The organism is Luteimonas chenhongjianii, from assembly GCF_002327105.1.
Classification (GTDB): Bacteria; Pseudomonadota; Gammaproteobacteria; order Xanthomonadales; family Xanthomonadaceae; genus Luteimonas; species Luteimonas chenhongjianii.
This window is the reverse complement of record NZ_CP023406.1, coordinates 110,118-126,756: the sequence shown is the minus strand read 5'-3', so window position 1 is coordinate 126,756 and position 16,639 is coordinate 110,118. Positions and strand designations below refer to the sequence as shown.

Annotated in this window: 15 protein-coding genes and 1 pseudogene; 6 read left to right on the top strand and 10 right to left on the bottom strand. The window is 69.3% G+C overall.

The window, feature by feature from the left end; translation table 11 throughout:
• Positions 1 to 17: 17 nt before the first annotated feature.
• The 5 genes from CNR27_RS00595 to CNR27_RS00575 all read right to left on the bottom strand — a co-directional run bounded on the left by CNR27_RS00595 (position 18) and on the right by CNR27_RS00575 (position 6,964).
• On the bottom strand, positions 18 to 1,154 hold the full coding sequence (locus tag CNR27_RS00595) for an ABC transporter permease (protein WP_096296465.1): 1,137 nt from the start codon (positions 1,152 to 1,154) through the stop codon (positions 18 to 20).
• 1 nt (position 1,155) lies between these two features.
• Positions 1,156 to 3,897: a ribosome-associated ATPase/putative transporter RbbA gene (gene rbbA, locus CNR27_RS00590; protein ID WP_096296464.1), complete on the bottom strand. Its 2,742-nt coding sequence runs from the start codon at positions 3,895 to 3,897 to the stop codon at positions 1,156 to 1,158.
• Positions 3,898 to 3,900: 3 nt separating this feature from the next.
• Positions 3,901 to 4,983 carry an HlyD family secretion protein gene (locus CNR27_RS00585; RefSeq protein ID WP_096296463.1) on the bottom strand — a complete coding sequence of 361 codons (1,083 nt, stop codon included), beginning with the start codon at positions 4,981 to 4,983 and terminating at the stop codon, positions 3,901 to 3,903.
• Positions 4,980 to 6,494, bottom strand: coding sequence for an efflux transporter outer membrane subunit (locus CNR27_RS00580; protein WP_096296462.1), 1,515 nt, complete (start codon positions 6,492 to 6,494; stop codon positions 4,980 to 4,982). Before CNR27_RS00580 ends, CNR27_RS00585 begins: the two co-directional genes overlap by 4 nt.
• A 212-nt stretch (positions 6,495 to 6,706) precedes the next feature.
• Positions 6,707 to 6,964 (bottom strand): hypothetical protein, encoded by a 258-nt coding sequence (locus tag CNR27_RS00575; RefSeq protein WP_096300113.1) that lies wholly within the window; start codon positions 6,962 to 6,964, stop codon positions 6,707 to 6,709.
• Positions 6,965 to 7,144: 180 nt separating this feature from the next.
• On the opposite strand from CNR27_RS00575, the gene CNR27_RS00570 reads away from it, so the two are divergent.
• The 3 genes and pseudogenes from CNR27_RS00570 to CNR27_RS00560 all read left to right on the top strand — a co-directional run bounded on the left by CNR27_RS00570 (position 7,145) and on the right by CNR27_RS00560 (position 9,599).
• Positions 7,145 to 8,218, top strand: a complete 1,074-nt coding sequence (locus tag CNR27_RS00570) for a class I SAM-dependent methyltransferase (protein WP_425435466.1) — start codon at positions 7,145 to 7,147, stop codon at positions 8,216 to 8,218.
• A complete protein-coding gene (locus CNR27_RS00565; protein ID WP_096296460.1) occupies positions 8,215 to 8,925 on the top strand; it encodes a pseudouridine synthase in 711 nt (236 codons plus the stop codon). The genes CNR27_RS00570 and CNR27_RS00565 overlap by 4 nt, the downstream gene beginning before the upstream one ends.
• A 15-nt stretch (positions 8,926 to 8,940) precedes the next feature.
• Positions 8,941 to 9,599 (top strand): annotated as a pseudogene (locus tag CNR27_RS00560) (HAD family hydrolase).
• 88 nt (positions 9,600 to 9,687) lie between these two features.
• On the opposite strand, the gene CNR27_RS00555 reads toward CNR27_RS00560, so the two are convergent.
• The 4 genes from CNR27_RS00555 to CNR27_RS00540 all read right to left on the bottom strand — a co-directional run bounded on the left by CNR27_RS00555 (position 9,688) and on the right by CNR27_RS00540 (position 12,626).
• The gene (locus CNR27_RS00555; RefSeq protein WP_096296459.1) at positions 9,688 to 9,984 is read right to left on the bottom strand and encodes an ArsR/SmtB family transcription factor; all 297 of its coding nucleotides are present in this window, start codon (positions 9,982 to 9,984) and stop codon (positions 9,688 to 9,690) included.
• Positions 9,981 to 11,018: a cation diffusion facilitator family transporter gene (locus CNR27_RS00550; protein WP_096296458.1), complete on the bottom strand. Its 1,038-nt coding sequence runs from the start codon at positions 11,016 to 11,018 to the stop codon at positions 9,981 to 9,983. The genes CNR27_RS00555 and CNR27_RS00550 overlap by 4 nt, the downstream gene beginning before the upstream one ends.
• Before the next feature lie 559 nt (positions 11,019 to 11,577).
• Positions 11,578 to 12,126 (bottom strand): DUF1415 domain-containing protein, encoded by a 549-nt coding sequence (locus CNR27_RS00545; RefSeq protein ID WP_096296457.1) that lies wholly within the window; start codon positions 12,124 to 12,126, stop codon positions 11,578 to 11,580.
• Positions 12,127 to 12,143: 17 nt separating this feature from the next.
• On the bottom strand, positions 12,144 to 12,626 hold the full coding sequence (locus CNR27_RS00540; RefSeq protein ID WP_096296456.1) for a YajQ family cyclic di-GMP-binding protein: 483 nt from the start codon (positions 12,624 to 12,626) through the stop codon (positions 12,144 to 12,146).
• A gap of 133 nt (positions 12,627 to 12,759) precedes the next feature.
• Here CNR27_RS00540 and CNR27_RS00535 point away from each other — a divergent pair, with 133 nt between their 5' ends.
• The 3 genes from CNR27_RS00535 to CNR27_RS00525 all read left to right on the top strand — a co-directional run bounded on the left by CNR27_RS00535 (position 12,760) and on the right by CNR27_RS00525 (position 15,429).
• Positions 12,760 to 13,809, top strand: coding sequence for an NAD(P)-dependent alcohol dehydrogenase (locus CNR27_RS00535; RefSeq protein ID WP_096296455.1), 1,050 nt, complete (start codon positions 12,760 to 12,762; stop codon positions 13,807 to 13,809).
• A 71-nt stretch (positions 13,810 to 13,880) separates the two neighbouring features.
• Positions 13,881 to 14,816 (top strand): DMT family transporter, encoded by a 936-nt coding sequence (locus CNR27_RS00530; RefSeq protein ID WP_096296454.1) that lies wholly within the window; start codon positions 13,881 to 13,883, stop codon positions 14,814 to 14,816.
• An 85-nt stretch (positions 14,817 to 14,901) separates the two neighbouring features.
• Positions 14,902 to 15,429, top strand: a complete 528-nt coding sequence (locus CNR27_RS00525) for a DUF1453 domain-containing protein (protein ID WP_157745161.1) — start codon at positions 14,902 to 14,904, stop codon at positions 15,427 to 15,429.
• A gap of 192 nt (positions 15,430 to 15,621) precedes the next feature.
• Here the strand turns inward: CNR27_RS00525 and CNR27_RS00520 are convergent, their stop codons facing one another.
• A complete protein-coding gene (locus tag CNR27_RS00520) occupies positions 15,622 to 16,254 on the bottom strand; it encodes an OmpW/AlkL family protein (protein ID WP_179948203.1) in 633 nt (210 codons plus the stop codon).
• Positions 16,255 to 16,639 lie beyond the last annotated feature (385 nt).

The window sequence follows — 16,639 nt, the reverse complement described above, 5'->3', positions numbered from 1 at the left end:
GCTGGATGCGCCCGCCATCAGGCCATCTGGCTGATGGTCCTGCGGAACCGCGCCAGCGACAGCAGGAACAGCGCCGTACCGATCACCAGCAGCAGCAGGAACTGCTTCCAGACCACGTCGATGCCGGCGCCGCGATAGAGGATGGCCTGGCCCAACTCGACGAAATGGGTGGTGGGCGCGGCCAGCATCAGGTCCTGCACCAGCCTGGGCATACTCTCGCGCGGGGTCATGCCACCGGAGAGCAGCTGCAGCGGCACCAGAGTCAGGATCAGCAGCAGGCCGAACTGCGGCATGCTGCGCGCCAGCGTCGCCAGGAAGATGCCCATCGAGGTGGTGGCGAACAGGTGCAGCGCCGCGCCCACCAGGAACAGCGCCACCGAACCTTCCACCGGCACGTGCAGCAGGCCGCGCACCACGAAGCTGAGCGACAGCGCCGCGGCCAGCAGCACCACCGCGCCCATCGACCAGACCTTGGCCAGCATGATCTCGGTCGGCGTGACCGGCATCACCAGCAGGTGTTCGATGGTGCCGTGCTCGCGCTCGCGGATCAGTGCGGCGCCGGTGAGGATGATCGACAGCAGGGTGACGTTGTTGATGATCTCCATCAGCCCGCCGAACCAGGACTTTTCCAGCGCCGGGTTGAAGCGCGCGCGCAACGCCAGGTCCACCGGCGGTGCGCTGCTGCCGCGATAGCGCTGCACGAACTCGTCGACCTCGCCCGTCACGATCTGCTGCACGTACAGGTTGCCGCTGAACGCCTGGCTCATGCGGGTGGCATCGATGTTGAGCTGCAGCGCGGGGCTCCGCCCGGCAAGCACGTCGCGCTGGAAATCCGGCGGGATGTCGAGCACGAAGGTGTAGCGACCTTCGTCCATGCCGCGATCCATTTCCGCGAGGGTGATCATCTGCGGCGGCGCGAACTGGGGCGGGTAGAACGCCGATGCGATGCGCTGCGACAGCGGCGAGCCATCTTCGTCGACGATCGCGATCGGCGCGTTGTGCAGCGTCTCGGGCATCGCCGTTGCCGCGGTGTAGATGGACACGGTGAAGGTGTAGACGATCAGCAACAGCAGCATCGGGTCGCGCCACAGGCTCCACAGCTCCTTGACCCCGAGGCGGTAGATGTTGGTCAGATGCCGCGTCAACGCGTGCATCTCAGCGCTCCTGCTTCTTCAGCAGGGCGATCGCCGCGCCCATGATCACCGGCACCGTCAGCAGCAGCGGCCACAGCGACTGCTGCAGGTCGGCCAGCCCCAGCCCCTTGCTGAACACCCCGCGGCTGATGATGAACATGTACGTGGCCGGGTAGACCTCGCCGATGGCGCGGCCGGCGCCCTCCAGCGACGAGACCGGGTTGAGCAGGCCGGCGAACTGCACGGCCGGGATCAGGGTGCCGATCACGGTGAAGAACATCGCCGCGATCTGGCTGCGGGTGATGGCCGAGGCCAGCAGGCCCATGCCGGTGGCGATGACGACGAAGACCAGGGTCGCGAGCGCCAGCGTCGGGAAGCTGCCGGTGATCGGCACGCCGAAGGCGATCACCGACAGCAGGCTCATCAGCAGGAAGTTGACCATCGCCAGGCCGATGTAGGGCAGCTGTTTGCCGATGAGGAATTCGCTGCGGGTGACCGGGGTGACGTAGAGGTTGACGATCGATCCCATCTCCTTCTCGCGCACCACCGCCAGCGCCGTCAGCATCGCCGGCAGCAACAGCAGCAGCATCGGCACCACCGCCGGCACGATGGCCGGCAGGCTGCGCACGTCGGGGTTGTAGCGATAGCGGGTTTCGATGCCGGCGTTGCCGGCGAGGCTGGCACCGGTGCGCTCGGCGACCTGTTCCGCCAGCCAGTGCTGATGGATGCCCTGCACGTAGCCGCGCACGGTTTCGGCGCGCGTGGGCATGGCGCCGTCGATCCAGGCGCCGATCTGTACGTCGCGCCCGTGCAGCGCGTCGCGGGCGAAACCGGCCGGGATCTCGATCGCCAGCGCCAGCTCGCCGCTGCGCATGCGCCGGTCCAGGTCCTCGTAATCGGTGATCGGCGGCCGCTCGATGAAGTAGCGCGAGCCGGCCAGGCCGGAGGCGTAGTCGCGGCTGAGCGTGGTCTGGTCGCGGTCGAGCACCGCGTATGTCAGGTCCTCCACGTCCAGACTGATACCGAAACCGATCACGAACATCAGGATCAGCGAGCCGCCAAGCGCCAGCGTCGCGCGCACCGGGTCGCGCTGCAGCTCCAGCGCCTCGCGCCAGGTGTAGCTCAACAGCCGGCGCAGGCTGAAGCGGCTGGGACGGCCTTCATGGTCCGCGCCACCGGCCACCCTCGCCGGCCCGTCCGCGCCGCTCGCATCCTGCACGGGGCTGCCGCCGCCGGCGTCCACCAGGTAGCCGATGAAGGCTTCCTCGAGCGTCTTCGCGCCGCGCTTGGCCACCAGCGCGGCTGGCGCGTCGCTGTCGAGCACCTTGCCCGCGTGCATCAGCGAGATGCGGTCGCAGCGCTCGGCCTCGTTCATGAAATGCGTGGAGACGAAGATGGTCACCCTGTCGCGCCGCGACAGCTCCACCAGCAGGCGCCAGAAGTTGTCACGCGCCACCGGGTCCACGCCCGAGGTCGGTTCGTCGAGGATCAGCATCTCCGGCTTGTGCACCATCGCCACTGCCAGCGACAGGCGCTGGCGCATCCCCAGCGGGATGCTCGCAGGCATGGCGTCGAGCACGTCGCCCAGGCCGAAGCGCTCCACCATCTCGTCCACGCGCGCCGGGATCTCCGCTTCCGGCACATGGAACAGGCGAGCGTGCAGCACCAGGTTCTGGCGCACGCTCAATTCGCCGTACAGCGAAAACGACTGCGACATGTAGCCCACCCGCCGCCGGGTCTCGATGTCGCGCGGGTCGACCTCGCGGCCGAACAGCCAGGCCTGCCCTTCGGTGGCCGGCAGCAGGCCGGTGAGCATCTTCATCGTGGTCGACTTGCCGCAGCCGTTGGAGCCGAGGAAGCCGAAGATCTCGCCGCGGCGGATGCGGAAGGACACATGGTCGACCGCGGTGAAATCGCCGAAGCGCATGGTCAGGTCCCTGGCCTCGATGGCGATGTCGTTCCCGTCCACATCCAGTGGCGGGATCACCACCGGCTGGTAGCCGCGCTTCTTCTCGTCGGGCAGCAGCTGGATGAAGGCTTCTTCCAGCGAGCGGCTGCCGGTGCGCGCGAGCAGCTCGTCGGGGGTGCCGGTGGCAAGCACGCGCCCGTCGTCCATCGCCAGCAGGCGATCGAAGCGCTGCGCCTCGTCCATGTAGGCGGTGGCCACCAGCACGCTCATGCCGCTGCGCTCGCTGCGGATGCGCGCGATCAGGTCCCAGAACTGCGCGCGTGCCAGCGGGTCGACGCCGGTGGTGGGTTCATCGAGGATCAGCAGGTCCGGATCGTGGATCAGCGCGCAGCACAGCCCCAGCTTCTGCTTCATGCCGCCCGACAGCTTGCCGGCCGGGCGCCCCAGGAACGGTTGGAGGCCGGTGCTGGTGGTGAGCGCATCGATGCGGCGCCGGCGCTCGGCGGCATCGTGGCCGAACAGCCGCGCGAAGAACTGCAGGTTCTCCTCGACCGACAGGGTGGGGTAGAGATTGCGGCCCAGCCCCTGCGGCATGTAGGCGATGCGCGGGCATACCTGCTCGCGATGCGCGCGGCTGCGCATGTCCCCGCCCAACACCTCCACCGTGCCTTCCTGCACCGCGCGCGCGCCGGCGATCAGCGACAGCAGGCTGGACTTGCCGACGCCGTCCGGGCCGATCAGGCCGACCATGATGCCGGCCGGGATGTCCTGGTCGATGCCGGCCAACGCCAAGGTCCTGCCGTAGCGCAGGCGCACGCCGCGCAGACGGACGACCGCGGACGCGGAACCTGGCATGGCCTAGTCCGGCAGCCTGATCTGCAGTTCCGGCGGCCACGGCAGGCTGTCGTCGAGCCGGACCCAGGCGACGCCGGGCAGGCCGGTCTTGACCTGCTCCAGGTGCTGCGCGAGCAGTTCCGGCGCGATCTTCGCGCGCACCCGGAACATGAGCTTCTGCCGCTCGCTGGCGGTCTCGACGGTCTTGGGCGTGAACTGCGCCGCGCTGGCCACGAACGAGACCCGCGCCGGGATCACGAACTCGGGCGCGGCGTCGAGGACGATGCGCACCTCGCTGCCGAGCGCGACCCGGCCGGCGACGGTCTCGGGCAGGAAGAAGGTCATGTGGACGTCGGACAGGTCGATCAGGTTGAGCACCCGCCCGCCGGCGCCCAGCACCTCGCCGGGCTCGGCCACGCGCAGCTGCACCCGGCCAGCGCGTGGCGCCTTGAGCTCGGTGTCGTTGATGTCGGCCTGCACGCGGGCCACCGTGGCCTCGGCGGCGGTGACGGTGGAACGCGTGCCGACGCGCTGCGCCTTCACCGCCTCGACTGCGGCTTGCGCCGCGGTGACCTGGGCGCGGGTGGCCGCCAACGCCGCCTGCGCGCCGCGCACCCGTGCGCGGTCGTCGTCGAGCTGCTGTTCGGAGGCCGCGCCCTCGCGCGTCAGGGTCTCCGAGCGTGCCAGCCGGCGCTGCGCGGCATCGAGCTCCGTTTCGCGTTGTGCGACCAGCGCCTGCGCCGCGGCCACGTCGCTCTCGCGCACGGCGATCTGGGCATCGGCGGCGGCCACCGCGTACTCGGCCTGCTGGCGCATGGCTTCGGCTTCGTTGTACTGCGCCTGCAGCACGTCGCTCTGCATGGTCGCCAGCGGCTGGCCGGCTTCCACGAACTCGCCCTCGCGCACCAGGATCTCCTCGATGCGGCCGGGCTGCTTGGTGGCCAGGTCGATCTCGGTAGCCTCGATGCGGCCATTGCCGCTGATGAAGCCCGGCCCCGGTCCTTTTGGCGCCAGCACCGACCAGGCGTACCAGCCGATCGCGGCCAGGGCCACCACCGCCAGCGCGATGACCATGGATTTCTTCCGGGAAAAGTCGGGCAGTTTCATGGGGATTGGCCAGGACGCGGATCGGGGGGGAGGGCGGCATCGGCGGCGCGCGCATCCAGCGGCCCGCCGCCGAGCGCCGCGTACAGCGCGATGCGGCTGGCCAGCAGCGCGCCCTGGGTCTGGACGAGTTGCTGCTGCGCGGCGAGCAGGTCGCGCTCGGCATCGAGCACTTCCAGGAAGGCGGCCGCGCCGTTCTCGTAGCGCAGGCCGGCCAGGCGCGCGCGCTCGGTCTGCGCATCCACGGTGGCCTGCAGGATGCGCGCCTGCTCGAACAGCCAGTGCTGCGCCGACAGCGCATCGGCCACGTCGCGGAACGCGCCCTGGATGGTGCGCTCGTATTCGGCCACGGCCATGTCGCGCCGCACCCAGGCCAGGTCGAGGTTGGCGCGGATGCGGCCGCCGTTGAAGATCGGCAGGGAAATGGTCGGCGCGAAGGTCCAGGTGCGGCTGCCCGATTCGAACAGTCCGCCAAGCTGGGCGCTGGCGCTGCCGAAACTGCCGGTCAGCGCGATGCGCGGGAAGAAGGCGGCGCGCGCCGCGCCGATGTCGGCATTGGCTGCGCGCAACTGGTGCTCGGCGGCGACGATGTCGGGACGGTCCAGCAGGAGGTCCGAGGGCAGTCCCGCACGCAGCGCGGGCAGGGCCGGCAAGGCGCGCGCCGTGGAGCCGGGCGGTGGCGCCTCCAGCTCCACCGGCGCGCCCACCAGCAGCGCCAGCGCGTGGGCCTGCGCGGCGCGTTCGCGCTCGAGCTGTGCGCCCAGCGCCTGCGCCTGGGTGAGCAGGGCCTCGACCTGGGTCAGCTCCAGCTTCGAGGTCGCGCCCACCTCCACCCGGCGGGTGAAGATACGGAACGATTCCTCGCGCGAGGCGATGGTGCGCCGGGCCAGGCGCAGGCGCTCGTCGAGTTCGCGCAGGCCGACATAGCCGTCGGCCACGGCTGCGATCAGATTGACGGTCGCCGCCTGCTGCGCCGCCTCGGTGGCGAAGAAGGTTTCCAGCGCCGCGGTCTTGAGGCTGCGCACGCGGCCCCAGAAATCCAGTTCCCATGCCGCGAGACCCAGCGCGACTTCATAGTCTCCCGAGACCAGCGACCGGCCACTGGCGTTGAGGTCGCCGGGCACGCGCGAACGCGCGGCCTGGCCTTCAACGCCGAACGCCGGCAGCTGGGCCGCGCGCTGGATGCGGTAGCCCGCACGCGCCTCCTCGACGCGCAGTGTGGCCATGCGCAGGTCGCGGTTGTTGCGCAGCGCCAAGCCGATCAGTCCGCGCAGCTCCGGATCGGTGAAATAGTCGCGCCAGGCGAGTGCCGCCGCCTGCAGGGCGTCTGCGCCGACGGGCCCGCTGGCATCGGCCGGATAGGCGTTCGCCACCGGCGCCGGCGGAGTGGAGTCGGGCGGGGCCAGGCTGGCGCAGCCGGCAAGGTACATGCCGGCAACCGCCACCACGGCCCGCGCGCCGCTCACCCGGCTGGCGCGGGCGGCGGCGCCCGGCCCCTGCGACCCGAAATCCATCTCATCTCTCCATCACGGAGTCGCCAGGCGCGCGGGGCTGCGCCTTCCACGGCTCCAGCCACGGTGGGACTTCCTCCTTGACCTGGCAGGTGCACGAAGAGCGGCAGGCCGCAGTCGCCGGACGCGACCGGCCTGCCGCCCACCCCGTGACGACTGCTGCCGAAGTCGTTGTCCATGTAGAGCGGCGGCAGGGGCTGCGATTGCATGCGGACTCAGCTCACGATGGTTTCGCTGGCCTCGAACCGCCGCGCGTATTCCCGCTCTTCGCTGACCCGCTGCACATCATCGTGTGCGATGTCAGGCCCGCCGTAGACGGCATACACGATCTCGTCCTCACGGCGGCCGATGGAGTGGAGCCGATAGCGCGACTGCCCACCGCCGGTGTCGGGTGGATAACGCTGCGGTGGCTCTTTACCGTCGAGATCGAGCTCGCCGTTGTCGATCGTGCCGCCGACGAACAGGGCATGGATGGGCATTCGCGGTCTCCTTCTGGTGTGGGAAGCTGCCCGTCCATACTGCGGCGGCGCATGTTGGGATCGCATCAATCTCGCGTTGTTCAGCACCAACGCGGTGCGAACTGTGACCGGATGCGACGGTTGGAACCGGGTCCCGTGCGGGCGACCGGTAGAATCGTCGGTTGTCCCGCTCCGTTGCAGTCCATGTCCGATCCCGCTCTCGATGCTCTTTTCCTGCCGCTTGAACAGCGCCAGATCGCCTGGCCAGATGACGGTGCGCTGTTCCTGCGCGCCCGCGCTGGCGTGCCTACGACCGGCGGGCGCTGGCCGGGTCTGGTATGCGAGCAGAGCTTCCAGCCGCTGCACGCGGCATTGCAGCGCAGCGGCCTCGAGGTGCTGCCGGCCGAGACCGGTGATCCGATGCTGCCGCGCAAGCCGCTGGTGCTGGTACTGCCGCCGCGCCAGCGTGACGAATCGCGCGCGGTGCTGGCGCGCGCGCTGCAGGCGGTGACGCCGGGGGGCTGGGTGATGGCCAGCGTCGCCAACGACGAGGGCGCGAAATCCGCGCAGGACGATCTGGCGCGCATCGCCGGCAACATCGGTGCGCTTTCCAAGCACAAGTGCCGGGTGTTCTGGGCGCAGGCGGGCGACACCGTCGACGCTGCGCTGGTGGAAAGCTGGTCGGCGCTGGACCGGCCCCGCGAGGTGCTGGGCGGCCGCTTCCTCAGCCGGCCGGGCGTGTTCGCCTGGGATCGCATCGATCCGGCGTCCGCGCTGCTGGCCGCGCACCTGCCGGCCACGCTGGCCGGCCGCGGCGCCGATCTCGGCGCCGGCTATGGATTCCTGTCGTCCGAGCTGCTGCAGCGGTGTGCGGGCATCACTGCGCTGGATGTGTTCGAGGCCGAAGGTCGCGCGCTGGCACTCGCGCGCCACAACCTCGACGCGCTCGGCGCGAAAGCGCTCATCGGCTACCACTGGCACGACGTCACCGCTGGCCTGCCGCAGCGCTACGACTTCATCGTCAGCAACCCCCCGTTCCACGCCCATGGCCGCGAAGGCCGGCCGGACATCGGCCGCGCGTTCATTGCCGCCGCCGCGTCCGCACTGAATCCCGGTGGCGCGCTGTGGCTGGTCGCCAACCGGCATCTGCCTTACGAGGACGTGCTCGATGCGCGCTTCGGCGAGGTGCGCGAGGTGGCGTCCAGCGGCGCGTTCAAGGTCATCCACGCGGTACGTGCGCGCGCGGCGTCGGCGAGGCAGCGTGCATGAAGCTGGTCAAACTGCTCGCCAATCTCGGCTACGGCAGCCGCAAGCAGGTCGCCTGGATGTTCCGCGAAGGCCGCGTCACCGACGCCGCCGGCGAGGTGCTGTATGCGGACGATCAGGTCGACCATGACGATGTACGCGTCGATGGCGAACCGTTGGATCCGCCGCAGGGCCTGACCCTGCTGCTGCACAAGCCCGCCGGCTATACCTGCTCGACCAAGGACACCGGACGCCTGGTCTACGACCTGTTGCCACCGCGTTTCCGTCTGCGTTCGCCGGTGCTCTCGACCGTGGGCCGGCTCGATCGCGACACCAGCGGCCTGTTGCTGTTCACCGACGACGGCCAGCTGCTGCACCGGATCATCTCGCCCAAGGCGGCGCTGCCGAAAGTCTACGAAGCGACGCTGGCCGAGCCCTTGCGCGGCGACGAGACGGCGCTGTTCGCCAGCGGCACGCTGATGCTCGAGTCGGAAACCACGCCGCTCAAGTCCGCGACCCTGGAGGTGGTGGATGCTACGCATGCGCGCCTGACGCTCACCGAAGGCCGCTACCACCAGGTGCGCCGGATGTTCGCCGCCACCGGCAACCACGTGGTGGCGCTGCATCGCAGCCGGGTTGGCGGGCTGGCGCTGGGTGACCTGCCGGAAGGTGCGTGGCGCATTCTGTCCGCGGACGACATCGACGTGCTGATGGGCGCAACGGTCGGCTGAGTGACGCCACTGGCGATGCGGCCGGCGGCGGTGACCTTCGACATGGATGGCCTGATGCCCGTTCGGAGCCCGCCATCCTCGATTGCCTGCGCCGCGCCGAGACGGCGCACGGGCTCGACATCGATCCAGACTGGTGGCTCGGCCTGATCGGCCGCGGCGATGCCATGTGCCGCGCGCTGATCGGAGAATGACGCGGCCGAAGCGGTGTTGGGCACGCGTGCTACATCGCGATCGCCGAAGCCGGCGTGCCGCACCGGCCGGGCATCGTCGCCCTGCTCGAACTGCTGCGCGCGCACGCGATGCCGCGTGCGGTCGCAACCTCGACGCGTACGCCGCTGGCGCAGCGCAAGCCCGAAGCGGCCGGCCTGCTCGGGCACTTCGACGTCGTATGCACCGGCAGCGACGTGGACCGTCCCAAGCCGCCGCAGATGTCTACCTCCTCGCTGCCGCACGCCTCGGCGTGGCGCCGGCGCAATGCCTGGTGCTCGAGGACTCCCCGGCCGGCGTACGTGCCGCGCTCTCGGCCGGCATGTCTGTGGTGCAGGTACCCGATCTGCCGGTTCCGCTCGCCGAGGTGCGCGCTCGGGCATCGCATCGTCGATTCGCTCGACGCCGCGCGTGACCTGATCGCGCCCTGGCTAGGCAGTCACCCAGTTCCCAGGCCCGCGAAATAGGCAGTCGTCCGGCGTTGTGCGCGCAGGCCGCCGGCGGCTGCGTGCGCAGCTCCTCTGCTCCTCTGCTCGCTACGTGCGGGGCGCGCGATCAGTCGTGCTCGCCGGCGTGGTCGAGCATGTCCCGGAGCATGTCGCGGACGTGGGCGTCGTCGGCCTCGTAGAACACCTGCCGCGCCTGGCGCTGCCCGCGCACGAGGCGCGCACCTCGCAGCAGTCGCAGGTGATGGCTGACCAGCGGCTGCGAGGCACCGGTGCGCCGCGCGATCTCGCCGACGGCGACCGGGCCGTCGAGACAGGTCAGCAGCACCCGCAGGCGGGTCGGATCCCCGAGCAGCCTGAAGGTTTCGGCCAGGAAGGCCAGGCGTGTGTCGTCCGGCCCGTTCATTCCGCGCGACCTTGTTCGCGCGCCACGCCCTGGGGATGCGGTTCCGCGTGATCGTGCTCATGCTCATGCCCATGCCCGGCGTCGCTGCGCGGCTGCTCGAGCGCACACTGCGCTTGCGGCATGTGCACGACCTCGACGGTGGCATGACCGATCGCGAACCGCTCTGCCAGTGCGCGCTTGACCGCCGGCACCACCTCCGACGCCTCCGCGTCCTCGGCCAGCGTGAGCTCCAGCGTCGCCAGCACCCTGCCCGAGGTGATCGACCAGACATGCACGTGGTCGACGCCGGCCACGCCGGGCACCGCGCTGCGCACATGGGCCTGCAGCGCGGCAATGTCGATGTCCGGCGGAACCGCCTCCATCAGGATGTCGAGCGCATTGCGCAGCAAGGCCCAGGCGCTGCGCAGGATCAGCAGGCACACCAGCACCGACAGGATCGGGTCGATCGGCATCCAACCGGTGAAATGGATCACCAGTGCCGCGACGATGGCTGCGACCGAGCCCAGCATGTCGCCGAGCACGTGCAAGGTGGCGCCGCGGATGTTGACGTGCGACTGGTCGCCGCGATGCAGGATCCAGAACACCAGGCAGTTCACCAGCAGGCCGACGACCGCGACCACGAGCATCGGCCCGGCCAGCACCTCACCCGGACTGCGCAGACGCTGCACCGCCTCCCACACGATCCACAGCACGAGCGCGAACAGCGTCACCGCATTGACCAGCCCCGCCAGCACCTCGAAGCGCATGAAGCCGAAAGTGCGCCGCGCATCCGATGCCCGTCGTCCGACCCGGAACCCCACCCAGGCCAGCAACAGGGCTGCCGCGTCGGTGAGCATGTGACCGGCATCGGCGATCAGCGCCAGCGAGCCGGACAGCACGCCCCCGAGCACCTCGACCAGCATGAAGCCCGCGGTGAGGGCAAACCCGGTGAGCACCACGCGTTCATTCGCGGCGGAAACCGAAGGTGCATGGCTGTGGTCATGGCCATGGTCGTGGCCGTGCGGGTCGGAGTGACTGTGATCGTGGTGCGTCATGGGGGAGCGTCAGAGGACGAGCGTGGATCATATCAACATGTTTTTATATGTTGATTAAGTGTGGCCGGGGACCGGAGCCGGGCGCGGATCCGGACGGGCGTGTCTTCGCGCTGGCGCTGGCAGGCACCAGGGTCAGGGTTCCTGCGCCGCTACGGGCAGTGCCCGTATCCGCGACTGCGCCGTCGGGCCGATCGCGCAGGGAAGCGTCGAGGCCGGAGGGCATACGCTGGATGCGCGCAGGCATGCACACGGGTGGACCGCGTTCGGTCGACCGGGGGCGCGCTTCGCGCCATGTAGCCGGTGCCATTGTCAGCGGGGTCCACGCCGGCAGCGATGCATTCGCCGGTCTGGCGCAGACGCGCCTTCGCTATCTGGGCAAGCGCCTCGACGCAGGCCTTGAAATCGGGAGCGCGCGATCACGGCACGACAACGGTGCCGGGCGTGGCGCGGCCCAACGGACCGGAGCTGCAGGAACCGGCCGGGCCGCCGACCCGGCTCCACTGAGCCGGCAGCGAGCGCGGCGGTGCCGAAGCGTCGCTGCGACGACGCCTGGCGCTTTTCAGTTCGCCTCGGTGAACAACCGCGCCCACCCCGCGTGGCCCAGTTGCTCGAGCGTACGCAGGTTGCGGTCGATGATGCTGTGGGGCTCGGGATAGGCGTCGACGGCGCGGGCCACGCTGTCCTCGCGCAGCAGGTGCAGCGTGGGATACGGCGCGCGGTTGCTGTAGTTCCCGATCTCGTCGGGCGCGGTATTCGCGAACTGGTAGGCGGGATGGAAGCTCGCGACCTGCAGTACGCCGTCGAGATCCAATGCCTCGATGAGCCCGTCGGCCTCGTCGAGGAAATCGTTGTAGTCGAGGAAGTCGCCGAGCACCTGCGGGTGCACGATCAGGGTCGTGTCGATGTCGGCCGCCGGCGTGTCGCGCAGGCGCAGCAGTTCCTCGCCCAGCTCTTCGAGCAGGGCTTCGGGCGTGGGCGCATCGCTCAGCACGAAACGCACCTGGTCCTTGACCACGACCGCCTTGGCGAAGGGGCACAGGTTCAGGCCGATGACCGCGCGCTCGAGCCACAGACGGGTGTCGGCGATCGGATCGTCACTGCGTTGCATGTCGGGGTCCGCCGGCTTCAGTCGCGGAAGTTCTCGAACTGCAGCGGCAGTTCGAACTCGGTCCCGCGCAGCAGGGCCATCGCGGCCTGCAGATCGTCGCGCTTCTTGCCGTTCACACGGAGCTTGTCGCCGTTGATCTGGCTGTCGACCTTCAGCTTGGCGTCCTTGAGCGTGTTCTGGATCTTCTTCGCCAGCTCGCGCTCGATGCCCTGCTTCACCGTGACCGTCTGCCTCGCCCCGGCCAGATTGGTCTCGATTTCGCCAAACTCGAGGCATTTGATATCGATCTTGCGCGCGGCCAGACGGGCCCGCAGGATCTCGGTCATCTGCTGGACCTGGAAGTCGCTCGGCGCAGACTGCTTGATCGTCGACTCGTCGAGTTCGAACTTCGCCTCGACGCCCTTGAAGTCGAATCGCGTGGTGAGTTCGCGATTGGCCTGGTCGACGGCGTTGGTCAGCTCGTGGGTATCGACCTCGGAGACGATATCGAAGGAGGGCATGGGGCACCTGCAGGGTGGGACGAAGGCGCGCAGGTTACCGCACCGGCGGTATGCACGGTTTCCGTATAGCCACGCCGCCGATGCACCGTCGGGCGCAGAATGTGCGGCCCGGAACCGCATACGAGACCCCCTGATGCTCGAGACTCCCGCCTACGCTGCCGCCGATGCCACCTCGCCGCTTGCGCCCACCACGATCCAGCGCCGCGCGCCGCGCGCGAACGAAGTCCTGATCGACATCGCGTTCTGTGGCGTCTGCCATACCGACCTGCACCAGGTCCGCGACGAATGGGGCGGCTCGATCTTCCCGATGGTCCCGGGTCACGAGATCGTGGGCCACGTGGCACAGGTTGGCGAGGGCGTCACGAAGTTCAAGGTCGGCGATGCGGTGGGTGTCGGCTGCTTCGTCGATTCCTGCCGAGCGTGCCCGCAGTGCCAGGCAGGCGAGGAGCAGTTCTGCGAGCAGGGCATGACCAGTACCTACAACGCGATGGAGCGCGATGGCAGCGCGCCCACCTACGGCGGCTACTCGACCCGCATCACCGTCGACCAGGATTACGTGTTGCGGGTGCCCGACGCCCTGCCGCTCGATGCCGCCGCGCCGCTGCTGTGCGCAGGCATCACCACCTATTCGCCGCTGCGTCACTTCGGGGTGAAGCCCGGCGATGCGGTCGCGGTGGTAGGCCTCGGTGGCCTGGGCCACATGGCGGTGAAGTTCGCCGTGGCCATGGGCGCGCGCGTGACCGTACTGAGCACCTCCGAATCCAAGCGGGAGGACGCGCTCAAGCTGGGCGCCCACGATTTCGCTGCGACCCGTGACCCGGGCACGTTCAAGGCGCTGTCCAAGACCTTCGATTTCATCGTCGACAGCGTCTCCGCCCCGCACGACTACAACGCCTATCTGTCGCTGCTGAAGGTGGACGGCACGATGATCCTGCTCGGCGTGCCCGACCAGCCCGCACCGGTCGCGGCCGGATCGCTGATCATGCAGCGGCGGCGCCTGACCGGTTCGCTGATCGGTGGCATCCGCGAAACCCAGGAGATGCTCGAATTCTGTGCCGAGCACGGGATCGTCTCGGACATCGAGCGCATCGGGATCGCCGACATCAACACGGCCTACGAGCGCATGCTCAAGGGCGACGTGCGTTACCGCTTCGTGATCGACACCGCCACGCTCGCCAACTGAGCCGGGCCGCGCGCCGGGTGCCCGGCGCGTGACCGTGCGAGGATGCCGCGGCCAAACCGCCGAGTCGTCGAATGTCACGTTCCGCCGCCGCCCGCCCGACAGATGCCCGCGCCGCGGCCCTGTGGATGCTGTTCGCGGTGTTCGCATTCGCCGGCATGGACGCTGGCATGAAGTGGATCGCCAACGATTACTCCGCGTTCCAGGTTGCGGTGTTCCGCAGCCTGGCCACCCTTCCATTGATCGTCGGCTGGCTGTTGCTGCGTGGCCGCGCCAGCAGCCTGCTGCGCGTCCACTGGCCGCTGCATCTGCTGCGCGGCGTGCTCGGCGTGGGCATGATCGCCGGCTTCGTCTACGGCCTGGCGCGCATGCCGCTGTCGACAGCGTACGCAATCGTCTTCGTGTCTCCGTTGATGGTCACTGCGCTTGCGGTCCCGCTGCTCGGCGAGCAGGTCGGCCCGCGGCGCTGGACCGCGATCGCACTCGGCGTGGTCGGCGTGCTGGTCGTGCTGCGGCCTACCGGCGAGGGCGTCGCGACACTCGCCGGACTGGCGGTAGTGGGCGGCGCGCTGTGCTACGCGATCGCCTCGATCACGGTGCGCAAGCTTGCCCAGCGCGACAGCCCCGAGGCCCTGGTGTTCTGGTTCCTGGTGCTGATGGCGGTGTTCGCCGGCGCGCTGGCATGGCCCGACTGGCAGCCGCTGCAGCGCGAGCACTGGTGGGTGCTGGCCCTGATCGGCGTCACCGGCGCGCTGGGTCAGGTGGGTCTGACGCATGCGTTCCGGCTGGGCGAGGCCAGCCAGGTGGCGCCGCTGGAATACACCGCGCTGCTCTGGGTCGTGCTGCTGGACCTGACCGTCTGGGGGGTCCTGCCCGACGGCATGACGTGGCTGGGCGCCGCGATCATCGTGGTCAGCGGGCTGTACATGTTCCGTCGCGAGAAGGTGCTGTCGGACGCCGGTACGGTGGACCCCGCGATCAAGCGTCTCGACCAGACGCCGCCGCCCTAGCGGCGCTTTTCATCGTTTCCGGCCGCCGGATCGGGGATCATGGCGCCTTCGTGATGTCCGCACCCGCGCCTCTATGCCTCTCCTGTTGCTCGCAATCGTCCTGCTCGGCGTGTTCGCGCTGCTACTGCTGCTGTGGCCGCTGGCCTTGTGGAACCGCTACCGCGTCGGCACCTCGCGCCGACGCCCGCCGCGCTGGCTGACCCGGCTCAACGCCTGGCTGATCCCGGCTTCGGCCGTGCTGTTCCTCGCCGGCATGGGCATCGCCCAGCTGTTCGTGCCGCACGCGTTTTCGTATGCCGCGCTGGGCGTGCTGGCTGGACTCGCCCTGGGCGGGCTGGGCTGGTTGCTCACGCGCGTCGAGCACCGGCCGGGACAGGTCTGGTACACGCCCAACCGCTGGCTGGTGCTCGCGTTGACGCTGCTGGTGGTGGCGCGGGTATTCGCCGGTATCTGGCAGGCCTGGGAGCGCATGCGCGGTGGTCAGGCCGCACTCGCGGCGTGGGGTCCGCTGGGGGAACCTGCCGGCCTGTTCGCCGTGGCCGGGCTCGTCATCGGCTATCACGCCATGTACGCCGTCGCGCTGCAGTGGCGACTGGGACGCTGGCTGCGCTGAAGCACCACGCGCTGGTCCAACTGTGGCGACGGACCTGCCTGTTCGCACATCGGAAGAGCCTTGCCGACGCATGCATGTGCGACCCATGCCCGGGGCGGTCGGGCGGGCGCGACGCGGGAGCTCGGTCCGACCGCACAGAAAAAAGGCCCGCCGAAGCGGGCCTTTCCTGGTGCACGACTTCCGGGAGAGAGATCAGAAGCGCGCGCCGATACCGAAGCTGACGGTCCACGGATCGAGCTTGATCTCCTGCCCGATCGGGACGCCGGCCTGGTTCAGGTCGGCATTGCTGTGCAGGTAGCGCGCGTCGGCCCGAGCGAACCAGGTCGGGGTGATGTTCATGTCGACGCCGACAGTGCCGATCGCGCCTTTGGCCGTCGACAGGCTGATGTGCTCGCCGCCGGGGTTGAGATCTTCATTGTTGAAGTTGGAATAGTGATAGCCGACTCCAACGAACGGACGGAAGGTGTTGTCGGCGTCGCCGAAGTGGTACTGGCCGCTCAGCGCGATCGGGAGCTGCTCGACCGTGCCCAGCTTGCCGGCGTCAGTGCTGACGCGGTGCTCGAAGCTGTCGAGCGCGCCCCACAGCTCGGCGCTGATGTTGTCCGTGAAGTTGTAGGAGAACGAAGCGGTTGGCGCCGGGCCGCCGTCGACCTCGAGACCGTCATTGGAGCTGTGCTTGGTGGGCTGCAGAAGGGTCGCGCTGCCGACGACCGAGAAACGCTTGCCCGACGCGGTGTCGGCGGAACTCTGTGCGAAGGCGGTCGAGGAAATCGCGAGGCTTGCCAGTGTGGCGAGGGCGAGAGCGCACTTGTTGGACTTCAGCATGGGGGATACTCCGTATTGGAAGCCGAGCTTGCCGCTCGGCGGACTGCATATGTCACGGCGCGGCGCCGCGACCTTCCTCTCCGGGAAGGTCGGGCCATGCTGGCAAGTCCCTGCTGAATCACTGATTGTTTAATTCTGAAGGCCGCACAACGATTCAGCGCAGGCGCAGGGTCGTTCTTGACGAGTTCCATCCGAGGCCTCCGTTGCGTACCTCTCAGCGGCCGTCGGGGATGGCGGCTCTCGTGGCCGCGACGGACTGTTCCGCTAGCGGGCGCATGCCGTGCGGTGGTCCTCGCCAGCTGCCGAGCGGCGACTGCGGCCGCGTGTCGCTCCATACGCCATGCAATAGTTGGCGCAGGACTGGGCAGAGCCCCACAATAGGGAC

Excerpts from the sequence above, each read along its gene's own strand:
- CNR27_RS00580 (WP_096296462.1), bottom strand. The coding sequence starts at position 6,494 with ATGGATTTCGGGTCGCAGGGGCCGGGCGCCGCCGCCCGCGCCAGCCGG.
- CNR27_RS00540 (WP_096296456.1), bottom strand. The coding sequence starts at position 12,626 with ATGCCCTCCTTCGATATCGTCTCCGAGGTCGATACCCACGAGCTGACC.
- CNR27_RS00595 (WP_096296465.1), bottom strand. The coding sequence starts at position 1,154 with ATGCACGCGTTGACGCGGCATCTGACCAACATCTACCGCCTCGGGGTC.
- CNR27_RS00530 (WP_096296454.1), top strand. The coding sequence starts at position 13,881 with ATGTCACGTTCCGCCGCCGCCCGCCCGACAGATGCCCGCGCCGCGGCC.
- CNR27_RS00550 (WP_096296458.1), bottom strand. The coding sequence starts at position 11,018 with ATGACGCACCACGATCACAGTCACTCCGACCCGCACGGCCACGACCAT.
- CNR27_RS00535 (WP_096296455.1), top strand. The coding sequence starts at position 12,760 with ATGCTCGAGACTCCCGCCTACGCTGCCGCCGATGCCACCTCGCCGCTT.
- rbbA (WP_096296464.1), bottom strand. The coding sequence starts at position 3,897 with ATGCCAGGTTCCGCGTCCGCGGTCGTCCGTCTGCGCGGCGTGCGCCTG.
- CNR27_RS00520 (WP_179948203.1), bottom strand. The coding sequence starts at position 16,254 with ATGCTGAAGTCCAACAAGTGCGCTCTCGCCCTCGCCACACTGGCAAGC.
- CNR27_RS00555 (WP_096296459.1), bottom strand. The coding sequence starts at position 9,984 with ATGAACGGGCCGGACGACACACGCCTGGCCTTCCTGGCCGAAACCTTC.
- CNR27_RS00585 (WP_096296463.1), bottom strand. The coding sequence starts at position 4,983 with ATGAAACTGCCCGACTTTTCCCGGAAGAAATCCATGGTCATCGCGCTG.
- CNR27_RS00565 (WP_096296460.1), top strand. The coding sequence starts at position 8,215 with ATGAAGCTGGTCAAACTGCTCGCCAATCTCGGCTACGGCAGCCGCAAG.
- CNR27_RS00545 (WP_096296457.1), bottom strand. The coding sequence starts at position 12,126 with ATGCAACGCAGTGACGATCCGATCGCCGACACCCGTCTGTGGCTCGAG.